At 68.2% G+C, this 20,585-nt stretch carries 19 protein-coding genes; 9 read left to right on the top strand and 10 right to left on the bottom strand.

Features of this window, described 5'->3' with window-relative positions; all coding sequences use genetic code 11:
• Positions 1 to 64 precede the first annotated feature (64 nt).
• The 5 genes from DI605_RS19875 to hpnI form a co-directional block, all read right to left on the bottom strand.
• Positions 65 to 1,048: a lysylphosphatidylglycerol synthase domain-containing protein gene (locus DI605_RS19875; protein WP_293977315.1), complete on the bottom strand. Its 984-nt coding sequence runs from the start codon at positions 1,046 to 1,048 to the stop codon at positions 65 to 67.
• Positions 1,049 to 1,071: 23 nt separating this feature from the next.
• The gene (locus DI605_RS19870) at positions 1,072 to 1,962 is read right to left on the bottom strand and encodes a ferritin-like domain-containing protein (RefSeq protein WP_293977277.1); all 891 of its coding nucleotides are present in this window, start codon (positions 1,960 to 1,962) and stop codon (positions 1,072 to 1,074) included.
• Positions 1,963 to 1,975: 13 nt separating this feature from the next.
• The gene (hpnK, locus tag DI605_RS19865; RefSeq protein ID WP_293977275.1) at positions 1,976 to 2,812 is read right to left on the bottom strand and encodes a hopanoid biosynthesis-associated protein HpnK; all 837 of its coding nucleotides are present in this window, start codon (positions 2,810 to 2,812) and stop codon (positions 1,976 to 1,978) included.
• Positions 2,813 to 2,903: 91 nt separating this feature from the next.
• Positions 2,904 to 4,331 carry a hopanoid biosynthesis associated radical SAM protein HpnJ gene (gene hpnJ, locus DI605_RS19860; protein WP_293977273.1) on the bottom strand — a complete coding sequence of 476 codons (1,428 nt, stop codon included), beginning with the start codon at positions 4,329 to 4,331 and terminating at the stop codon, positions 2,904 to 2,906.
• Positions 4,328 to 5,467 carry a bacteriohopanetetrol glucosamine biosynthesis glycosyltransferase HpnI gene (gene hpnI / locus DI605_RS19855; protein ID WP_293977271.1) on the bottom strand — a complete coding sequence of 380 codons (1,140 nt, stop codon included), beginning with the start codon at positions 5,465 to 5,467 and terminating at the stop codon, positions 4,328 to 4,330. The genes hpnJ and hpnI overlap by 4 nt, the downstream gene beginning before the upstream one ends.
• 90 nt (positions 5,468 to 5,557) lie before the next feature.
• Between hpnI and hpnA the strand changes: the two genes are divergently transcribed.
• Genes hpnA through DI605_RS19820 form a run of 7 tightly spaced genes read left to right on the top strand, consistent with a single transcriptional unit; the run spans position 5,558 to position 13,225 of the window.
• A complete protein-coding gene (gene hpnA, locus DI605_RS19850) occupies positions 5,558 to 6,547 on the top strand; it encodes a hopanoid-associated sugar epimerase (protein WP_293977269.1) in 990 nt (329 codons plus the stop codon).
• A complete protein-coding gene (locus DI605_RS19845; protein ID WP_293977267.1) occupies positions 6,544 to 7,680 on the top strand; it encodes a glycosyltransferase in 1,137 nt (378 codons plus the stop codon). The genes hpnA and DI605_RS19845 overlap by 4 nt, the downstream gene beginning before the upstream one ends.
• Positions 7,680 to 8,516 (top strand): squalene synthase HpnC, encoded by an 837-nt coding sequence (gene hpnC / locus DI605_RS19840; RefSeq protein WP_293977265.1) that lies wholly within the window; start codon positions 7,680 to 7,682, stop codon positions 8,514 to 8,516. The genes DI605_RS19845 and hpnC overlap by 1 nt, the downstream gene beginning before the upstream one ends.
• Complete coding sequence (gene hpnD / locus DI605_RS19835) at positions 8,513 to 9,352, top strand: presqualene diphosphate synthase HpnD (protein WP_293977263.1); 840 nt, start codon at positions 8,513 to 8,515, stop codon at positions 9,350 to 9,352. Before hpnC ends, hpnD begins: the two co-directional genes overlap by 4 nt.
• On the top strand, positions 9,349 to 10,602 hold the full coding sequence (hpnE, locus tag DI605_RS19830; RefSeq protein WP_293977261.1) for a hydroxysqualene dehydroxylase HpnE: 1,254 nt from the start codon (positions 9,349 to 9,351) through the stop codon (positions 10,600 to 10,602). The genes hpnD and hpnE overlap by 4 nt, the downstream gene beginning before the upstream one ends.
• An 8-nt stretch (positions 10,603 to 10,610) precedes the next feature.
• A complete protein-coding gene (gene shc / locus DI605_RS19825; RefSeq protein ID WP_293977259.1) occupies positions 10,611 to 12,563 on the top strand; it encodes a squalene--hopene cyclase in 1,953 nt (650 codons plus the stop codon).
• Complete coding sequence (locus tag DI605_RS19820; protein WP_293977258.1) at positions 12,560 to 13,225, top strand: phosphorylase; 666 nt, start codon at positions 12,560 to 12,562, stop codon at positions 13,223 to 13,225. Before shc ends, DI605_RS19820 begins: the two co-directional genes overlap by 4 nt.
• Before the next feature lie 99 nt (positions 13,226 to 13,324).
• Here the strand turns inward: DI605_RS19820 and hpnH are convergent, their stop codons facing one another.
• On the bottom strand, positions 13,325 to 14,476 hold the full coding sequence (gene hpnH, locus DI605_RS19815) for an adenosyl-hopene transferase HpnH (protein ID WP_293977256.1): 1,152 nt from the start codon (positions 14,474 to 14,476) through the stop codon (positions 13,325 to 13,327).
• A gap of 8 nt (positions 14,477 to 14,484) precedes the next feature.
• Positions 14,485 to 15,435, bottom strand: coding sequence for a 4-hydroxy-3-methylbut-2-enyl diphosphate reductase (ispH, locus tag DI605_RS19810; protein ID WP_293977313.1), 951 nt, complete (start codon positions 15,433 to 15,435; stop codon positions 14,485 to 14,487).
• A 217-nt stretch (positions 15,436 to 15,652) separates the two neighbouring features.
• On the opposite strand from ispH, the gene DI605_RS19805 reads away from it, so the two are divergent.
• Both DI605_RS19805 and DI605_RS19800 read left to right on the top strand, forming a co-directional pair.
• On the top strand, positions 15,653 to 16,252 hold the full coding sequence (locus tag DI605_RS19805; protein WP_293977254.1) for an ABC transporter substrate-binding protein: 600 nt from the start codon (positions 15,653 to 15,655) through the stop codon (positions 16,250 to 16,252).
• The gene (locus DI605_RS19800; RefSeq protein ID WP_293977252.1) at positions 16,249 to 17,211 is read left to right on the top strand and encodes a VacJ family lipoprotein; all 963 of its coding nucleotides are present in this window, start codon (positions 16,249 to 16,251) and stop codon (positions 17,209 to 17,211) included. Before DI605_RS19805 ends, DI605_RS19800 begins: the two co-directional genes overlap by 4 nt.
• Here DI605_RS19800 and DI605_RS19795 read toward each other — a convergent pair.
• From DI605_RS19795 to DI605_RS19785, 3 genes are all read right to left on the bottom strand, one after another.
• Complete coding sequence (locus DI605_RS19795; protein WP_293977250.1) at positions 17,184 to 19,781, bottom strand: MMPL family transporter; 2,598 nt, start codon at positions 19,779 to 19,781, stop codon at positions 17,184 to 17,186. The genes DI605_RS19800 and DI605_RS19795 overlap by 28 nt on opposite strands.
• A 6-nt stretch (positions 19,782 to 19,787) precedes the next feature.
• Complete coding sequence (locus DI605_RS19790; RefSeq protein ID WP_293977248.1) at positions 19,788 to 20,234, bottom strand: DUF2141 domain-containing protein; 447 nt, start codon at positions 20,232 to 20,234, stop codon at positions 19,788 to 19,790.
• The coding region (locus tag DI605_RS19785) for a transketolase C-terminal domain-containing protein (RefSeq protein ID WP_293977246.1) at positions 20,231 to 20,585 on the bottom strand (355 nt) is incomplete at its 5' end. The genes DI605_RS19785 and DI605_RS19790, both read right to left, overlap by 4 nt.

Raw genomic sequence — 20,585 nt, 5'->3', positions numbered from 1 at the left:
CGTCCGCTACTGGGGCGAAAGCGGTCAGTCCGCATTTGAGCGGCATCCGGCACAAAGCCTCAGCCTAGCCTATGTCCGCGCGATCGGCCGCAAATCTTCGCTTCCAGATCCGGCGCCCCTCCAGGGCCTGCCACACGATCAGGGTGGGGAGACCTATGGCGATATCCCTCCCCCGCTTGACGAGCGAGAGCGCCAGCGCCGCTTCCACCGGAATACCGAACAGCGGCGCCGCCAGCGCATAGCCCGCCTCCTGCGCGCCGATCGCGCCGGGAAGGATGAAGGCGATGCTGCGAATGGTGTAGATCAGGCTCTCGATCGACAGGACCGACCAGCCGGAGACCGGAACGCCCATGCAGGCCAGTACCAGCCATGCGCCCAGCGCCGTGCCGATCCATCCCGCGAGATTGAGGATGAACGCGATCAGGACATGCCCGCGCCGCGCATAGGCCGCGCCAAGTTCCTCGCGCAGGCCCGCCACGGCAACGGTGGCGGCGGGCGGCAGGAAATGGCCGGATATCTTTTCGGCCAGCAGCATGGCGGGCCGCTGCGCGAGGAAGAACAGCACCGCGACCGCCGCCATGATGCCCGTGCCGCCCAGGATCATCGGGCGCAGCGAGGCCGCGACGCTCGCCTCCATCAGAAGCGACGCCATCATGGCGAGGCCGAATATCGTGAAGATGAGCTGCGCCGCCATCTCGGTCGTCAGGTCCACCACCAGCGATGAATAGACGCGGGCGGCGGCGACGCCCGATTGCATGAGCCAGCGCGTGCCTATGACGATCCCGCCGATCTGCGAGAAGGGCAGCAGATCGGCCACCGCCTCCCGCAGCATCCGCGCCCAGGTGAAGGCGCCCAGGCGGGATGCGCGCTCGCCGGGGCTCGATGCGAGCCAGGCTCCGCCCAGTATCGCGAAGACGGCGACCGAGACCGCGCAATAGAGGAGGAAGGCGAACGGCCCGAGGCGCATCGCCGCGCCGAGCACATTCGCGAAGCCGATCGATCCGAACGCCCAGATCGCCGCGGCGAGGCCGGCGAGCGTGGCGAGCAGGAGACCGGACCGGGCGAAGGCGGTCAGGTCGCGCTCCTCTTCGGCCGCCCCGCGAAGCGCAGCGCCAGCCGCATCATCGCCGGCACGAAGCGGGGACGGATGAGACGCGAATCATAAGGCGCCAGCCTTTTGTCATTCTCCTCCAGGCAGATCCGCGCCAGTTCCGGGAAGGTCACCTCCACGCCCAGCTCCTTGGAGCCGTTCAGCGTGAAATTATTCTCCTGCGCCTTGGTGTTGTCGTCGCCCATGCCGCGCGCCATGCTGATGCGCTCGCCAATCAGGAACATCCACACGATCAGCACCTTCGCCTCGAACAGGGGGCGCCGCCACCACGGCATCGTCCGCCGCCACCAGGCAACCCAGTTCACGAAGAACAGGATGTGGCGCCCTTCCTCGCGCATCACCGGCTCGAACGTGTCGACCAGCTCGGGCGGGAAGAAGCCCGAATCCTTGGCCAGCCGGAACAGGCCGAATCCGAAAAAGCTGTCGATGCACTCGGAATAGCCGGTGCGCATGAACGCGAATTCGGGATCGCGCGGGCGCACATAAGCGGGCTCGGGCGCCAGTTCGATGCCGTAGGCGCCCACCATATCGGCCAGCACGGTCTTGTGGCGCTGCTCCTCGAACGCATTCATCTCCACCGCCTCGCGCAGCAGGGGATCGGTGAGGCATTCGGCATAGGTCTTCACGTTCATGCCCGCCCGGCCTTCGGTGGCAACGGCGATGTCCCAGATGGGCAGCGAGACGATCCGGTTGCGCGTCACCTCGTCCAGCGTCGGCCAGTCGATCAGGGCCGGCCGATAGGGATCATGCGTTTCCAGCAGGGTCCGGCAGAAGAGCGCCTTGTGCGCCTCGCTGCCGAGGGCCACGGTCTCGCCGCCTCCGGCGCGGATCGAGGGCGGGACATAGTTCATCGGCAGGCCACCTTCAGGCAAGATCGGCGAAGCGCATCAGACGGGCGCGCTCATGTGCCGAGGCGATTACGTCCGGATCCACCAGCGCCGCAAGCTCGCCGGCATAATCATAGCCCGGCGCCGCCCCTTCCCAGCCTCCGTCCGTCGCGGGATGAAGATAGAGTTCGCTGATGCCCTCCGGCAGTCGCTCCACGATCCCGCGCACCCGCGCCGCCGTCATCGCGCCCGTCCAGGCGAGGCCGAACACCTGATCCGGCACGCGCAGGCCCGCCCGCGCAAGCCGGCGCGCAGTCGATCGCGCCCAGAAGGCGGCCGGATCGCGCCGTGGCGGCCGATCCATCTCGATCGAAGCGAGGATCGCGCGCGGCTCCACCGGCGCCCGCATCGCCCGCAGCCCGTGCCGCCGGCCAGCGGAAAGGATGGCGGATGCGATCATCGGATGAAGGTGGAAATGCTTGTGCGTGTTCACATGATCCAGCGGCAGCCCCGTCGCCGCGAAGGCCGCGAACTGCGCCTCGATCTCGGCATGAAGCTGGCGCCGGACGCCCGGCTTCAGCGCGATCCGGAATGCGGTGCCGACCATATCCTCCCGGAAGCGGCCGGATGCATCCACCAGATCCGGCACCTGCGCGGGCGGCAGGACCGGCCGCCCTTCGACCAGCACGACATGCAGGCCGACGCCGAGCCCCGGCATCGCCTTTGCCCGCGCGATCGCGTCATCGGCGGCCTGGCCCGCCACCATCAGGCTCGCGGCGGTGAGGATGCCGTGCCGATGCGCCCGCTCGACGGCTTCGTTGACGGCGTGCGACGCGCCGAAATCGTCGGCGGTGACGATCAGCGAGCGCCGCATCGGGCTTCTCCCGCGGAATGCGGGCAGCGCCGCCGCCCGCCCGCCTCATGCCACGCATGCCCTCCCCCGTCGCGCCGGGGAGGGAGGCGGATCACGCCGCCTGCTTCCGCCGCCTCAGGAAATCGAAGAATTCGACGCCTTCGCGCAGGCGCCGCTTCATCATGTCCCAATCGCGCACCATTTCCCACACGATCGATCCGATCTTGGACGGGCGGAAATAGAAGCGCCGGTAAAATTCCTCGACCTTGTCGAAGATCAGGCTTGCCGGGAGATGCGGATAGCTCAGCTGCGCGATCTGGGTGCCACCGTCCGTCAACAGATGATCGCTGCCGTCGAACCAGCCATTCTCGGTCGCCTGCTTGTACAGGAACGTGCCCGGATAGGGCGCCGCGAGGCTGACCTGGATCGTGTGCGGATCGATCTCCTTGGCATAGTTGATCGTCTCCTCGATCGTCTCCTCCGTCTCGCCGGGCAGGCCGAGAATGAAGGTGCCATGGATGACGATGCCCAGATCGTGGCAATCCTTGGTGAATTGCCGCGCGACATCCACGCGCAGGCCCTTCTTGATATTGTGCAGGATCTTCTGATTGCCGCTCTCATAGCCGACGAGCAGCAGGCGGCAGCCGCCCTTCTTCATGATTTCCAGCGTCTTGCGTGGCACGTTCGCCTTGGCGTTGCACGACCAGACGACGCCCAGCCTGCCCAGTTCCACCGACAATTCCTCAATGCGGGGCAGATTGTCGGTCAGCGTGTCGTCGTCGAAGAAGATCTCCTTCACCTCCGGCATCTCGCGCTGGACGTATTTCACCTCCTCGATCACGTGGGCGATCGATCGGGTGCGATAATTGTGGCCGCCCACCGTCTGCGGCCACAGGCAGAAGGTGCAGCGGCTCTTGCAGCCCCGGCCCGTATAAAAGGACACATAGGGGTGGAGCAGATAGCCCCCGAAATACTTCTTGATGGTCAAATCGCGTTTGTAGATCGGGCTGACGAAGGGCAGCGAATCCATGTCCTCGATCACGGCGCGATCGCGATTGTGGACGATCTCGCCAGCCGCATCGCGATAGCTGATCCCGTCGATTCCACCCAGCGGCAGGCCATCCGCCACATCCTTGACCGTGAAGTCGAATTCGTTGCGGCAGACGAAATCGATCGCGGGCGATGCCTCCAGCGCCACGGTCGGCTCCACCGCCACCTTCGCGCCGATCAGGCCGATCGTCAGCTTCGGGTTGCGCGCCTTCAGCAACTCCGCCGTGCGGATATCCTGCCGGAAGGAGGGGGTCGAGGTGTGGAGGATCACGAGATCGCGATCATCCGCCTCATGCTTGATATCATCCCACGAAAGATCGTGCGCCGGCGCGTCGATCAGCTTGGATCCCTCCACCAACGCCGCCGGCTGGGCCAGCCAGGTGGGATACCAGAAGGACTTCACCTCACGCTTCATCTGGTAGCGCGCGCCCGCGCCGCCATCATAACCGTCGAAAGAGGGAGCCTGCAAAAACAGGGTGCGCAACGTCATCGAACCGGCATCTCCGAAGGCCGTACGATCCGGCCATGTTGCTCCATTTTAAGCCTCTCGCCCCGCCAATCAACCGATCGGACGAGGAAGGAGGCGACGAATACGACGAACGATAGGATATCCCGTACGGGCAGCATCCAGGAAGGCGCCGAGGCGGCTCCCGCAATCGCATCGAAGCGGATCTTGAACAGCAGGCGCGCGGCGAGCGCCGCCACCGCCATCCCGGCGCCCGTTGCGGGGGCAAATGGCAGGGCCAGCAGGGCCAGCGGCAGGGGATGCGTCAGGATCGTGCCGGCATAGCCGCCCCGATCGATCGTGCGGATCGTCGCCGCCCAGCGCAATTCGTGCCGCCACACGTCGCCAAGGCTGCGCTCGGCACAGCCGTGGACCAGCAGGATCGGCGGCACCACCACCGAAAGCCCCAGCCCGCGCACCGCCGCGCACAGCTCATAATCGTCCGCCAGCGAGTCGGCGAAGCGGCGGAAGCCGCCGATCGCGTCCAGCGTGGCGCGCCGCAGCGCGATGGTGGAGCCCATTCCCGGCCGCGCGAGACCGATGCCGAGGCCGATCGCGAGCTGGGGGATGAACTGATAGCTGATCCCGGCAGCCGCGATCACGGACCACGCGCCCCCGTCTCCCCGGCCGCGATACAGGCAGGTCGCCGCGCCCACGCCTGGCGCGGCGAGCGCGGTGGCGAGCGTGGCGAGATAATTTGGAGGCACGGCCATGTCGCTGTCGCTCAGCACGATCAGGTCGTGGCGCGCGGCGGGCGCCATGTTCAGGAGATTGGCCACCTTGGCATTAGCGCCGTGGCGCGTGGAATCGACGATCAGATCGATTTCGCGCCGGTCCATGCCGGCCACGATCGCGATGGCGGGATCGTCCTGCCGCTGGACGCCGGCCACCATCTGCACCGGGACATCCCAATCCTGATCAAGAAACGTCGCGAGATTCGCCGCCAGCCTCGGCTCCGCGCCGTACAGCGGCTTCAGCAGGGAAACCGCCTCCGCTTTCGCCGGACCGCTGGAGAAGGGGCGAAACAGGCGCCCGAGCAGGGATGCGGCGACGAGGGTATAGAGAATGCCGATCCCCGCCAGGCCGACGAGGATCCAGCCGATGCCGTGAAGAAAAGGCATGCGTGCGCCTTAGGCCCGATCTTGCCTCCATCCAACCGATTTGCGTGATGGCGAGGTGACGCCCGCCCGATCAGCCGCTAGGCGGCGGCGATGGACGACGTGACGCTCGTAACCGGCGTATCGGGCTTCATCGGATCGGCCGTTGCCCGCGCGCTCGCGCAGGAAGGCCGGGCCGTGCGGGGCATCGCCCGTGCCTCCAGCCCCCGGGGCAATCTCGTCGATTTTCCGGGCGAGCTGGTGGAAGCCGATCTGCGCGACGAGGCCGCAGTGACCACGGCGATGCGGGGCGTGCGCCACCTGATCCACGTCGCCGCCGATTATCGGCTGTGGGCGCCCGATCCCGAATCGATCGTCCGCAACAATCGCGAGACGACCCGGATCGTGATGGAGGCCGCACTGCGCGCGGGCGTCGAGCGGATCGTCTATACCAGCAGCGTGGCGACATTGCTGCCGGATCCGGCCGGTGCCGCGGACGAAACCCGCCCCGGGCGCGAGGATCAGGTGATCGGGGCCTATAAAAGGAGCAAGGTCGCAGCGGAGCGCCTCGTCGAGGCCATGATCGCGGCCGGGCTTCCGGCGGTGATAGTCAATCCGTCGACGCCGATCGGCCCGCGCGACGTACGCCCCACGCCCACCGGGCGGATCGTGGTTGAGGCCGCCAACGGGCGCATGCCGGCCTTCGTGGAAAGCGGGCTGAACCTTGTCCATGTCGACGATGTCGCGCGCGGGCACATCCTCGCGCTGGATCGCGGCCGCATCGGCGAGCGCTATGTTCTCGGCGGCACGGACGTCACGCTCGCCGCGATGCTCGCCACGATCGCGCGTCTGGTCGGCCGCCGCCCGCCCGTCATACGCCTGCCCGCAGCCCCCCTCCTCCCGCTCGCCTGGCTCAACGAACAGCGCGCACGGCTCACAGGCAAAGAGCCCTTCCTCACGCTGGATGGGCTTCGCATGTCGAAACACGCGATGTTCTACAGTTCGGCCAAGGCCATGCGCGAGCTGGGCTATTCCGCCCGCCCCTGTGAACAGGCGCTGGCCGAGGCGATCGACTGGTTCCGCGACAAAGGGATGGTGCGATGATGGTGGCCATCCTCGCCATCGCCTCGCTCTCGCTCGCCATCTGGCTGGGCCTGCTGTTCGCCAATGGCGGCTTCTGGCTGGCCGCCGAGCGCGATACCGCCGGAACCGCGGCCGAGCCCGCGAACTGGCCCGATGTCGTGGCGGTGGTGCCCGCCCGCGACGAGGCGGATGTGATCGCCCGATCGATCGGCAGTCTCGTCGCGCAGGACTATCCCGGCCGCTTCCGCATCATCCTCGTCGACGATGGCAGCAGCGACGGCACGGGCGCGATCGCGCGGCGGACCTGCGCGGACGAAGGGCTGGCGATCATGACCGGCGCGCCTCTACCGGCGGGCTGGACGGGCAAATTGTGGGCCGTCGACCAGGGCGTCGCCGCCGCCGACCAGCCGCGCTATCTGTGGCTCACCGATGCCGACATCGCCCACGCGCCGGATACGCTGCGGATGCTCGTCACCCGCGCCGAGGCGGGCCAGTTGTCGCTGGTGTCGCTGATGGCGAAGCTGCGCTGCGAGACGCTGGCAGAGCGGATGCTGGTGCCCGCCTTCGTCTTCTTCTTCCAGATGCTCTATCCGTTCGCGCGCGTGAACCGTCCGGGCGGGATCGGTGCCGCGGCGGGCGGCTGCATGCTGGTGCGCAGCGAATCCCTGCGCGCGGCAGGCGGCATCGCCGCGATCCGATCCGCGCTGATCGACGATTGCGCGCTCGGCGCCGCGCTCAAGCGGCAGGGCCCGATCTGGCTGGGGCTCACCGATCGCTCCGTGAGCATCCGCCCCTATGAAGGATTTGGGCCGGTGGCGGCGATGATCGCGCGGTCCGCCTATGCCCAGCTGCGCTATTCCCCGCTGCTGCTGGCGGGCACGGTCGCCGGTCTCGCGCTGGTCTATGCCGCCCCGCCGCTGCTCGCCCTGTTCGCTCATGGGCCGGCGCGCTGGCTGGGGCTCGCGGCATGGGCGCTGATGGCGATATCCTTCCAGCCCATGCTCCATTTCTATCGCCGCTCCTCCCTCTGGGGCTTTGCCCTGCCGGCGATCGCTGCCTTTTATGCCGGATGCACGCTGCAATCGGCCTGGGCGCATGCGCGTGGTCGCGGCGGCTTCTGGAAAGGCCGCGCACAGGCTATGGACGGCCGCTGATGGCTACGGCGGCACCCTCTTCCGGCAAGGGCCATCGGGACGAGAATTTCCCGGTGGCAAGCGCGATCATCAGGCGCGCGCATCGGGCGCCGATCATGGCCTTCTATCGCTTCGCCCGCGCCGCCGATGATATCGCCGACGATTCCGGCACCCGGCCGGACGAGAAGCTCCGCCTTCTGGGCGGCATGCGCGCCGGGCTGGACGGCACCGGCCGCACCGAACAGGCGCTCGCGCTGCGCCGCGTACTGATCGATCACGATCTCTCGCCGATCCATGCGCAGGAACTGATCTCCGCGTTCGAACAGGATGTGACGGTGAATCGCTATGCGGACTGGGGCGAGCTGATCGCCTATTGCCGCCTCTCGGCGATGCCGGTCGGCCGCTATGTCCTCGATGTCCATGGCGAGGATCGGCGCTGCTGGCCCGCTTCTGATGCCTTGTGCGCCGCGCTCCAGATCATCAATCACCTCCAGGATTGCGCCAAGGATTATCGCGCGATCGGCCGTGTCTATATCCCCGCCGACATGCTCGCCGCATCCGGCGCCCGGATCGAGGATCTCGCCGCACCGGCCGCATCCCCGGCCCTGCGCGCCACGATCGCCGCCGCCGCCCGCAAGACGCAGGCGCTGCTCGCCGAAAGCGCCGGCTTCGCGACGATGATCCGCGATCGGCGGCTTTCGGCGGAAGTCGCCATCATCCAGCGCCTGGCCGAAAGCCTGGCGCGGCGCCTCGTCTCGCGCGATCCGCTGTCCGAACGCGTTCACCATAATGGCGTGGAGGCCGTTTCGCTGGCGGGCGTCGCGATTCTCCGCAATCTCTTCCGGCAAAAGGCATGACGAGCAACGCAATCTCGAACGACCTGCACGCGCAGGTGGCGGGCAGTTCCTTCTATACGGGGATGCGCGTGCTGCCGCGCCGCGAGCGGCACGCAATGTATGCGATCTACGCCTTCTGCCGCGCCGTGGACGACATTGCCGACGATCAGAGGGGTGCGCGCGACGAGCGCACGGCGGCGCTCGATGCGTGGCGCCGGGGGATCGATGCGCTCTATGCCGGCGGCGATTCCGGTCCGGCAGCCTATCTGGCCGATGCGGTTCGTGATTTCCGCCTGGCGCGCGAGGATTTCCATGCCGTGATCGATGGCATGCAGATGGACGTCGATGCCGACATATGCTGGCCCACGGCGGCCGTGCTGGATCTCTATTGCGATCGCGTCGCCTCGGCCGTGGGGCGGCTGTCCGTGCGGGTCTTCGGCATGGACGAGGCGCCCGGCAAGGCGCTCTCCTTCCATCTCGGCCGCGCTCTGCAACTCACCAACATCCTGCGCGATATCGATGAGGATGCCGCGATCGGCCGCGTCTATCTTCCCCGGGAAGAGCTGGTCGCGGCCGGGATCGCGCTGGACAGCCCCGCCGGGGTCGCCGCCCGGCCCGGCATCGATCGCGTCGCGCGCGTTCTGGCGCGGGATGCACACGGCCATTTCACCAAGGCCCAGGCGATCCTCGCCGGCCGGCCGCGCGGCCACCTGATCGCGCCGCGCCTGATGGCGGCCGCCTATTCGCAGCTCCTTGCGCGCATGGAGGCGATCGGCTGGGGCATGCCGCGCCGGCGCGTGCGCGTTTCCAAGCTCGCCTTGCTCTGGACGATGCTGCGGCTGAGCCTCCGGCGTTGAGCTTCGGCAGGGCGACAATCGCGGGTGCCGGCCTCGCCGGCCTGTCCGCCGCCGTCTGGCTGCGCCGGGCGGGCCTGTCGGTCACGATCGCGGATGCCGCCCCGCAGGCCGGTGGCAGATGCCGCTCCTATCATGATCCCCAGCTTGGGCTGACGATCGACAATGGCAATCATCTGGTCCTGTCGGGCAATCCGGCGGTCGCGCGGTTTCGCGCCGCCATCGGCGCGACCGCGCCGCTCGCCGGGCCGGCCCATGCCGATTTCCCCTTTTTCGACAGGGCGGACGGCGCGCGCTGGGCGGTGCGGATCAATGATGGTCGGGTGCCGTGGTGGACGCTGCGCGCATCGCGGCGCGTGCCTGGCACGCGCGCCACGGACTATCTTTCGCTCGCCCGCCTGCTCCGCCCGCGCGGCGGCCGGATCGATGCGCTCGTTCACCCCGCAGGCCCGGTCTGGTCGAAGCTGATCGAGCCGGTGCTGCTGGCCGCGCTCAACACCGCGCCCGCGGAATCCTCGGATCGGCTAGCCGCCGCCGTGCTGCGCGAGACGATCGCCAGGGGTGGTCTCGCCACGCGCCCGCGCATCGCCCGGCCGGATCTCTCCGCCGCCTTCATCGATCCCGCGCTGGTGTGGCTCGCCGGGCAGGGAAGCCCGGTCACGCTCGGCCGGCGCCTCCGCGCGATCCGGCTGGAAGGAGACAGGGCCACCGCCCTCGATTGGGGGGATGGCCCGCAATCCGTCGCGCCGGACGAGGCGATCGTGCTCGCCGTGCCGCCCTGGGTGGCGACCGCGCTTCTACCGGAGATCGACGCGCCGGACATGTTCCGCTCGATCGTGAACGGTCACTTCGCGCTGCCTCCGCCCGATGGCGCGCCCGCCATGCTGGGTCTGCTTGGCGGGACGGCGGAATGGCTGTTCGCGTTTCCGGATCGGCTCTCCGTCACGGTGAGCGCCGCCGATCGCCTGCTCGGCATGGATCGGGAGGCGCTGGCCCGGATCTTCTGGGCGGATATCTGCCACGCGCTGGATATCAGCGCGCCGATGCCCGCCTGGCAGATCGTGAAGGAAAAGCGCGCCACCTTCGCCGCGACCCCCGATCAGGATCGGCGCCGGCCGCCGGCCGCCACCCGCTGGCGCAACCTGTTCCTCGCCGGCGACTGGACGGATACCGGCCTGCCCGCCACGATCGAGGGCGCCCTGCGATCGGGCGAGGCCGCAGCCCGCTTGGCGGGCGGACGCGAAGCGCGCTAGCAGCGGCCATGGTCACTTTCCTCCGCCATCCCGCCCCATCGCAGACCACCCCCCATGCGCTGGAGCAGGCCGTCGATCGCGCCACCGCCGCGCTGGCCGCGCAGCAGCGCGAGGACGGCCATTGGGTGTTCGAGCTGGAGGCCGATGCCACCATTCCCGCCGAATATGTGTTGCTGCGCCATTATCTGGGCGAGCCCGTCGATGCCGGGCTGGAGGCGCGCATCGGCCGCTATCTGCGCCGCATCCAATCGCCGGAGCATCGTGGCTGGGGCCTGTTTCACGGCGGCGCCTTCGATGTGAGCGCGACGGTGAAGGCTTATTATGCGCTCAAGATGATCGGCGATTCCGTGGATGCGCCGCACATGGCCGATGCCCGCGCCGCGATCCTGACGGCAGGTGGCGCCGCGGCGGCCAACGTCTTCACGCGGATCCAGCTCGCCCTGTTCGGTGCCGGCCCATGGGGCGCCGTGCCGACCATGCCGCCGGAGATCATCCTCCTGCCGCGCCGATTCCCGATCCATCTGTCGAAAATGTCCTATTGGGCGCGCACGGTCGTGGTGCCACTCCTCGTTCTGGGGGCGCTCAAGCCGATCGCCCGCAATCCGCGCGGCATCCGGGTCGATGAGCTTTATACCGGGCGCGCCGTGCGGCCGGGCACCAAGGTGGCCGATCCGAAATGGCTGTGGACCACATTCTTCAACGGGCTCGATCGCGGGCTGAAGCTGTGCGACGGGCTGTGGCCGAAGCGGCTGCGCGCCAGGGCGATCGCGGCGTGCGAGGCCTTCGTGCTCGAACGCCTCAATGGCGAGGATGGGCTGGGCGCCATCTACCCGGCGATGGCGAACAGCGTGATGATGTTCGATGCGCTGGGCTATGCCGAGGATCATCCCGCGCGCAAGATCGCGCGCACTTCGGTGGAAAAGCTGCTCGTCCACCGCGAGGATGAAACCTATTGCCAGCCCTGCGTCTCGCCCGTCTGGGATACGGCGCTGGCCGCGCACGCCATGCTGGAGGCGGGCGGCGAGGATGCCGAGGCGCGCGCGGGCCGCGCGCTCGATTGGCTCACGCCGCTTCAGGTTCTGGATGTGGAGGGCGACTGGATCGGCGAGCGCCCGGGCCTGCGCCCCGGCGGCTGGGCCTTCCAGTATAACAATGCGCATTATCCCGATCTGGACGATACCGCCGTGGTGGCGATGGCGATGGACCGAGCCCATGTCGCGGATCGCATGCCGATCGATCGCGCCGTGGAATGGACGGTGGGCATGCAGAGCCGGAATGGCGGCTGGGGCGCGTTCGATGCGGACAACAGCCATGATTATCTGAATAACCTGCCCTTCGCGGATCATGGCGCGCTGCTGGATCCGCCGACCGTGGACGTGAGCGCGCGCTGCGTTTCGCTGCTGGCGCAACTGGGAGAGACGCCGGAGACGAGCCCGCGCATGGCCCGCGCGCTGGCTTATCTGGAGAAGGAGCAGGAGGCGGACGGCAGCTGGTTTGGCCGCTGGGGCGTCAATTATGTCTACGGCACCTGGTCGGCCTTGTGCGCGCTCAACGCGGTCGGCCTGCCGTTCGATCATCCGGTGGTGGCCCGGGGCGCGGGCTGGCTGAAACGGGTCCAGAATCCGGACGGCGGCTGGGGCGAGGATTGCGAGAGCTATGCGCTGGATTATGCCGGTTACACGCCGGCTCCCTCCACCGCCTCGCAGACGGCATGGGCGCTGCTCGGCCTGATGGCGGCGGGGGAAACGCAATCGGAAAGCGTGGAACGCGGCATCGACTGGCTGATCGCCCATCAGGACCCCGATGGCCTGTGGGGGCAGGAATATTATACGGGCGGCGGCTTCCCGCGCGTCTTCTACCTGCGATATCACGGCTATCCGAAATATTTCCCGCTCTGGGCGATCGCGCGCTATCGCAACCTCCAGCGCTCCAACAGCACACGCGTCGGATACGGGATGTGAGCCATGTCATCGCGGCCACAGGCTTCAATCGTGAGGCCGCGCTCATCCGGCAGCCGGGGGTGGTCACCGTCGCCGGTGGCGGCGATGCCGCCGGCCTCGCCATCGCGCTGGATGCGGCCGCCGTCGGCGCGATCGGCATCATCAGCTTCGGCCTCACCGGCGCGCTGGCCGATGGCCTCGCGATCGGGGACTGGGTGGTGGGTGATCGCATCGCGGGCGGCTTCGATCTCGCCTGCGATCCGGCCTGGCGCGATGCGCTGGTGGCCCGGCTGCCGGCGGCCCGCATCGGCGGCTTCTTCGCCGATGGCCGCATGATCGATACGGTGGCGGAAAAGCGGGCGCTGGGCACGAAGCACGGGGCGCTCGCCGTCGATATGGAAAGCCATGTCGCCGCGCGCATCGCGGCCGCGCATGGCCTGCCCTTCACGATCCTGCGCTGCATCTCGGACGGTGTGGATCATCTCCTGCCCCACGCCATCACCGTCTGCATGAAGCCGGATGGCACGATGGATGGCGCCGCGATGCTCCGCTCGCTCGCCGCCCGCCCCACGCAGATCCCCGATTTCACGCGAACGATGGCGGGCTTCGCCAAGGCATTTCGCGCGCTGGGCCACGGCGCCGCTCTGGTCGGGCCGCGCATGGGCTTTCCCGGCGCCATCTGAGAGGCGCCTTGCCAACGCGCGGAAGAGCGCATTGGCGGCGCACGGAGAGCGCATCGGCGGGGCGTCGCTGGCCCGCTCTCCTCCCGCCGGCAGGCGGGATCAGGCCTTGATGACGTCCACCACCCGCTTGCCGGCCTTGGGATTGGCGATCCGGATCTTCTCGAGCTCCTTTTCGACATGGGTCGAATGGACATGCTCGGCCGGGCGCTGGCGCGAAAGATCGATGTCGGGCTGGAGCGGCCCTTCGGTGCGGACACCCTTCATCGCGATCTTCAGCAGCTTCAGGGGATGCCGGATCGAATCGGTCGCCGCCGTCCCCTCGAAGCCGCAATGCACCATGCAATCGGCGCATTTCTCATATTTGCCGACGCCGTAATCGTCCCAGTCCGTGCCTTCCATCAGCTCGCGGAACGTATCGACATAGCCCTCGCCCACCAGATAGCAGGGCTTCTGCCAGCCGAAGACGGTGCGCAGCGGCATCGACCAGGGCGTGCACTCATAGGTCTGGTTACCCGCGAGGAAATCGAGGAACAGGGGCGAATTGGTGAAGGTCCAGGCCTTGCCGCCCTTGCCGCGCGCGAAGACATCCCGGAAGAAATTCTTGGTCCGCTCGCGATTCAGGAAATGCTCCTGATCGGGCGCGCGCTCATAGGCATAGCCGGGCGAGATGGTGATCTCCACGCCGCTCGCCTCCATATCGTCGAAGAAGGCCGCCACCCGCTCCGGATCGGCGCCGTCGAACACGGTGCAGTTGATCTGCACGCGGAATCCCTTCGCCTTGGCGAGCGCGATCGCCTCCTTGGCGGCATCATACACGCCGTCCTGGCACACCGCCTTGTCGTGCATGGCCTGATCGCCATCCAGATGGATCGACCAGGTGAAGAACGGCGAAGGCTCGTAATCGTCGATCTTCTTCTTCAGCAGCAGCGCGTTCGTGCAAAGGATCACGAATTTCTTCTTCGCGATATAGCCTTTCACGATCCGGGGCATGTCACGATGCAGCAGGGGTTCGCCCCCGGCGATCGAGACGGCCGGCGCGCCGCAATCGTCGATCGCCTCCATGCACTGCTCATAGCTGAGCCGCTGGTTCAGGATCGCGTCCGGATAGTCGATCTTTCCGCAACCCTTGCAGGCGAGGTTGCAGCGGAGCAGCGGCTCCAGCATCAGCACCAGCGGGTAACGCCCGCCCTTGATATGCTGGCGGAGCGTATAGGCGCCGAGGCGGGCGATCTGGCTGAGGGGCAACGTCATACGAAAACCTACTCGACGGATTCTGGGGTGGCGACGGGGTGCCGCAATTCGGGCGGGAGGCTGAACTCCACCTTTTCTTCCACGCCGTCCAGTGTGCGCACCTCGACGGGGCGGATCCGGCCGAGCGCCGCGATCACGCTCTGCACCAGTTCGTCGGGCGCCGAGGCACCCGCCGTGAGGCCGACAGTGGAGACACCCTCCAGCCATGCCGGATCGACGCCGTCGCCATCGTCGACGAGATAGCTCGGCACGCCCATCTCGTCGCCGATTTCGCGCAGGCGGCTGGAATTGGAACTGTTGCGCGCACCGACGACGATCAGCAGATCGCTGGTCCGCGCCAGCGCGCGCACGGCCGTCTGCCGGTTCTGTGTGGCATAGCAGATTTCGGAGACGTCCGGCCCCTCGACATCGCTGAAGCGCGCATGGAGCGCGGCGATGATCGATCGCGTATCGTCCACGCTCAGCGTGGTCTGGGTGATGTAGGCGATCGGCTTGTCGGGATCGATCGGCAGCCCTTCCACATCCTCGACGGTGGAGACGAGATGGATCGGCGCATCGATCTGCCCCATCGTGCCGACCACCTCGGCATGGCCGGCATGGCCCACCAGCACCAGATCCCGCCCGCCCTTCGCATAGCGGCGGCCCTGGACATGGACCTTAGTGACGAGCGGGCAGGTCGCATCCAGGGTCGGCAGCTGGCGCAGCTTCGCCTCTTCCTGCACGGACCGCGCGACGCCATGCGCGCTGAAAATGGTGACCGAGCCGGCCGGGATCTCCGAAAGATCCTCGACGAAGACTGCGCCCTTGCCGCGCAGCCGATCGACGACATGGCGGTTATGGACGATCTCATGCCGGACGTAGACGGGCGCCTGATAGCGATCCAGCGCCTTCTCCACGATATCGATCGCGCGGACCACCCCGGCGCAGAAACCGCGCGGCTGGGCCAGAAGGATTTGCAGTCTATCGCTGTTCGGATCGGGAGAGGGGGAGCTTAAGGAACCGGTCACGCGACCTCCATCGCAGTCATTCACCGCGCCTGCGCCCCCTGCTCAGGCCGGTTATCCTAATTAGCGCGAGGTTGTGCGTGGCAAAAGCATTATGTTGCACCGCACGCCGATGGACCTGTCTGTCTGGCGGCGCTATCGCGGCCGCCAGCGAAGCGAACGAGTATTTTCGATGCGTCATTCGATGATCGGCATGGCCTTGGCCTGCCTGATATCCCCCCTGGCCCCGGCCCTTTCGCAGGCCCCGGCCAGCGCCCCCGTACAGGCGCTCAGCGATGGCCTGATCGCTACAATGAAGGCCGGCAAGGGCGCCGGCCAGCGCGGGCGGGAGGCGATCATCGGCCCGATCGTGGATCGCAGCTTCGATCTGCCGCTGATGACCAGGCTGGTGGTGGGAAGCGCGTGGCCGGGCCTTTCGCCCCAGGATCAGGCGGCCCTGCTCGCCGCGTTTCGGAAGATGACGATCGCCCAATATGCCGACAATTTCGATAGCTGGTCCGGCGAGCGCATCATCGTCGATCCGAACGATCAGGCGCGCGGCACCGATCGGCTGGTGCGGACCAGCCTCGTCGCGTCCGGCGGCAAGCCCACGGCGATCGCCTATCGCCTGCGCCAGTCGGCCGGCGGCTGGAAGATCATCGACGTCTTCTATCGCGACGCGATCAGCCAGCTCGCCACGCGCCGCGCCGATTTCGCCACCGTGCTGCAACGCGGCGGCGCCAAGGCGCTGATCCAGCATATCGAGGCCCTGAACGCGAAGACCAGCGGGTGAGGGGCCCCGCGCGGATCATCGCCCTGTGTCTGGTGATCGCGCCGGTCGCCACGCTGCCGGCCCAGCCGCCCCAGCCGACCGGGCAAGCCCGCCCCGCCCGGCCGCAACATGCCCCCGGCGATCCGTGGGAAGGGTTCAACCGGACGATGTTCCGTGTGTTCCAGAAGCTGGACAAGGCGGTGCTGCGCCCGGTGGCGCTGGGCTATCGCCATGTCGTGCCCAGGGTCGTCCGCTCGGGCATCCGCAACGTGTTCAGCAATCTCGGCGAGCCGATCGTGTTCGTGAACGACGTGCTCCAGCTGCGTCCCGGCCGCGCGATGCGCACGTTCGGCCGCTTCGCGATCAATTCCACGCTGGGCGTGGGCGGCCTGATCGACGTGGCCACGCCGGAAAAGCTGCCGCACAGGCCGAACGGCTTCGGCGATACGCTGGGCTATTATGGCGTGAAGCCCGGCCCCTTCATCTTCGTGCCCGTCCTGGGGCCAAGCACGCTGCGCGATCTGATCGGTGGAACGGGTGACGGGCTGGTTCTGCCCCTCGCCGTCGGCTCACCCTTCGATCGCACGGATTATCAGGTCGCAAAGGGCGTGCTCACCGGACTGGATCAGCGGGCCGAGGCGGATGACGAGCTGAACGCCCTCTATCGCACCGCGCTGGATCCCTATGCCACGCTGCGCTCAGCCTATCTCCAGACGCGCGCCTCCGAAATCGCCGGCCTCAAGGCCAAGGGGCGCAATCTGCCCGGCGAGGCGGCCGACCTCGGCGATCCGATGCTCGATCCCGATCCCATGATCGATCCGGCGGGAGCCCCGGAAAGCGGGCAGGCCCCATCGCCAGCGACGCCCCTCGATCCCCTCGCCGATCCGGCGGCGCCCCCCGCGCCCGCCACCGATCCCGCCAACGTGCAGCCTCCCGCCGACGTAGCTCCGCCTCAGCCGGAAGCGCCGCCCTCGCGCTGACGAGGCGGCCCCAGCAGGGCCGGCTCGAAGATCAGCGCGCAGATCAGCGTCCAGACGAGCGAGATCATCAGGATCTTGCCCATGCTCGCCGTGCCGGGATGCCGCGACAGCCACAGGCTGCCAAATGCCGTGCCGGTCGCCAGCGCGCTGAACAGGATCGCGCGCGCCAGGCTCGATTGCAGCAGCGCCGTCTCGCCCCGCCGCCACGCCATGACGAAATAGATGTGAAAGGCCACGCCGATCCCGAACAAGAGCGGGAAGGCGACGATATTGGCGAAATTGATCGGCTGGCCGATGAGCACGCACGTTCCCAGCGTCAGAAAGATCGAAAGGATGATCGGCGCAAGCGTGAACGCCACTTCGCGCACGTCGCGCAGCACCGCGAACAGCAGCAGGCTGACAAGCGCGAAGGCGATGATGCCGGCCTGCACGAAGGCACCCGCCACCGTTCCCGCTGCGGCCTGCGTCGCCACAGGCAGGCCGGAAATGGCGGGTGTCACCGTGGCGACCGCCGCGCGGAACCGGCGCAGGGTGCGATTGTCGCCGGCATCGCCGCTCGGAAAGAGCTGGAGCCGCGCATGGCCGTCCGGCGCCACCCAGTCGCGCCGCAGATCGGCCGGAAGGTCGGCCGCCGTCACCGGCCCGGCCTGGAGCGTGGCGCGGATCTGATCGAGCATCACGTTCAGCGGAGGCACCACCGCCGCGCCGAACCGCGCCCGGCCCGGCGCATCCCCGTCAGCCAGCCGCGCGAACGCATTGGCCAGCCGGATCGCATCAGCCCCCGTCCGCCCGCCGGACGCCCCGGCCCGCTTCAGCCTGCCCGCCACGTCGCGCAGCGCCGAAGCCACGTCCGCGTCGCCCGGCGCCGGCGCCACATCCAGCGGATTGACGACCAGATCCAGCAGCATCGCCGCATCGGAAAGCATGGCGAGCTTGGCAGGCTGGTCTTCCGGCACGAAGCTGTCGAGCGAAACCACCTGCCGCACGTCCGGCAGAGCGGACAGGCGCCTCGCCAGAGCCGCCGCCTCGGCCGGGCTTTTCGCCAGCACGTCGATCACGTTCGGCGTGCGATCCGGATCGCGGGTCAGGTCCAGCAACGCGCGCATGGCCGGCGCGCCCGGATCGCGCAGGTGAAGCGGGTTGAAATCGAACGCCACCCACGGAAGCGCCGCGATGCTTGCCACCATCGACAGGCCGAACGCGCCGAGGATCGCGCCCCGTCGCCGCGCCAGCATCCGATCCAGCGGGGCCAGCCGCGCGAAGCCCATCTCCCGCGTGGGCGGCGGGGGACGAAGCAGCAGGATCAGCGCCGGCAGCAGCGTCAGGCTGAAGGCGAGCGCGATGATCATGCCCAGCCCCGCGATCACGCCCAGTTCGGCGATGCCCACGTAAGCGGTGGGCAGGAAAGCGCAGAAGCCCAGCGCGATGGCGCCTGCCGCCAGCAGCAGGGGCGTGCCGAGCGCTTCGGCGGCGCGGGCCATCGCATCGGCGAAGGGCGCGCCCTCGATCCGCTCGGCGTTGAACCGCACGCAGATCTGGATGCCGAAATCGACGCCCAGCCCCACGAACAGCGGGATGAAGGCCACGGAGATCAGGTTGAGCCGGCCGACGACGACCAGGCCCGCCGCCATCGTCGCGATCAGCCCCACCACGATCGTGGCGAGGATCGCCGCCACCAGCCGCACCGAACGCGTCGCCAGCCACAAGGTGAGCAGCATCGCCGCCAGCATCACCGCCGCCACGAAGCCGATATTCTCCTGCAGCGTGGCGAATTCCTCGTCCGCCAGCGGCACTTCGCCCGTCAGGCCGATATGCACGCCGCTCGCCGCATCCAGCCCCAGCGCGCGCGCCTCGGCCGCCACCGCCGCGCTCGCCGCTTCTCCCGGCATCAGCGCGCCATGATCCAGCGCCGGCTGGACGAGGATCAGCCGGCGCGTCGGCGGGCGGGTCGCGCCGCCCTTCTCCGCGAGCAGCGTCTGCCAGGAGAAGAAAGCGGGCTTGCCGGCCAGCGCGGCTTCCGCGGAGGTCGCCAGCGCGCGCATCGCCGGATCGATCCGGTCGAGCGACGCGGCGCCCGTTTCGACACCGTCGAGCATCGTCGAAAGCGCGCCGGCAATCCCGCGCAGGCTGGGATCGGCGGCGAGCGGCGCCAGCAGGGGCTGGGCCTCCACCAGGGCCGCCGTCGTGGCGCGTATCTCTTCGGGCGAGGAGAAAAGCAGCCCCTCGCGGGCGAAGAAATCGCCGCCGTCCGGGCGCGACACGCGATGGAAATGCGTGCGATCCGCGCCCAGCCGCGCGGCGAGGCGGGCGGCCGCGCTCTCCGCCAGTTCGGGCGTGGCGCCATCCACCACGATCAGCATATTGTCGCGCAGTTGCGGAAAGGCGGTCTCCATCGCCCGTTCCTGGCGCCGCCAGTCGACATCGCTCGAAATCAGCGCCGCCGTATCGGTCGTCATCGCGAAGCGATGGGCGGTGAGCATGCCGGAAAGGATCGCGATCCCCAGGCAGAGGAGGCTCGTCAGCCATGGCCGGCGGACGCTGGCCATCACCAGATTCTGCACCCAGCCCATGATGGCCTATTTCCGCTCTGGCGGGCCGGATGGGCCGGTGAAATAGCGCATCCGCACCGAAATGGTCTGCGGACCGCCCGGAACCGCAAACACCGCATCGGCGAAACGCGGCGGCGCGAGCCGGATCGGTGCGTCGTTGGAAAAGCCCACGCCTTCGGTCGGGATACCGAACAGGCCCCGATCGGTCCTGTCGTTGCCATTCTCGTCGTGGAACAGTTGCGCGGCGTAGCGCCCTTCGGGAACGCCCTCGATCCGCACGATCACAGTTCCCGCTTCGGCGGCCGCGCTGCCGGAATAGGGGCAATCATCCTTGAGAAATTTCGCCTCCGGGCAGATGTCGACATGGATGCGCCCCCTCGCGTTACGCACGTTGGTGACGCGCACGGAGAGCGTGCCCGTGGCGGCTGACGCGGCATCAGCAACCATGACGAGCCCGAAGACCCAAGCCTTCAAGCGATCTGCCCGCGCGACATCGCCGCCGAATTGGATCGGAGAGCGGTGAGGACGGTTTCGACCATGGCGTCTGCGTCGAGGCGGGCCTCGGCATATTGGCGATCGGGCTTGTCGTGGTCCTGGAATGTATCGGGCAGGCGCAGGGTGCGCAGCTTGAGGCCGGCATCGATCAGGCCCTCGTCGGAGGCGAGCGTCAGCACATGCGCGCCGAGGCCGCCGACCGCGCCCTCCTCCACCGTGATCGCCACTTCATGCGTGGCCAGCAGCCGGCGGATCAGATCGCTGTCCAGCGGCTTGGCGAAGCGCAGGTCCGCCACCGTCGTCGAAAGCCCCTGCGCCTCCAGCCTGTCC

Source organism: Sphingomonas sp., assembly GCF_003248515.1.
Classification (GTDB): Bacteria; Pseudomonadota; Alphaproteobacteria; order Sphingomonadales; family Sphingomonadaceae; genus Sphingomonas_I.
Note: the sequence above shows the minus strand (reverse complement) of the source record. Positions and strands in the feature narration are given on the sequence as shown.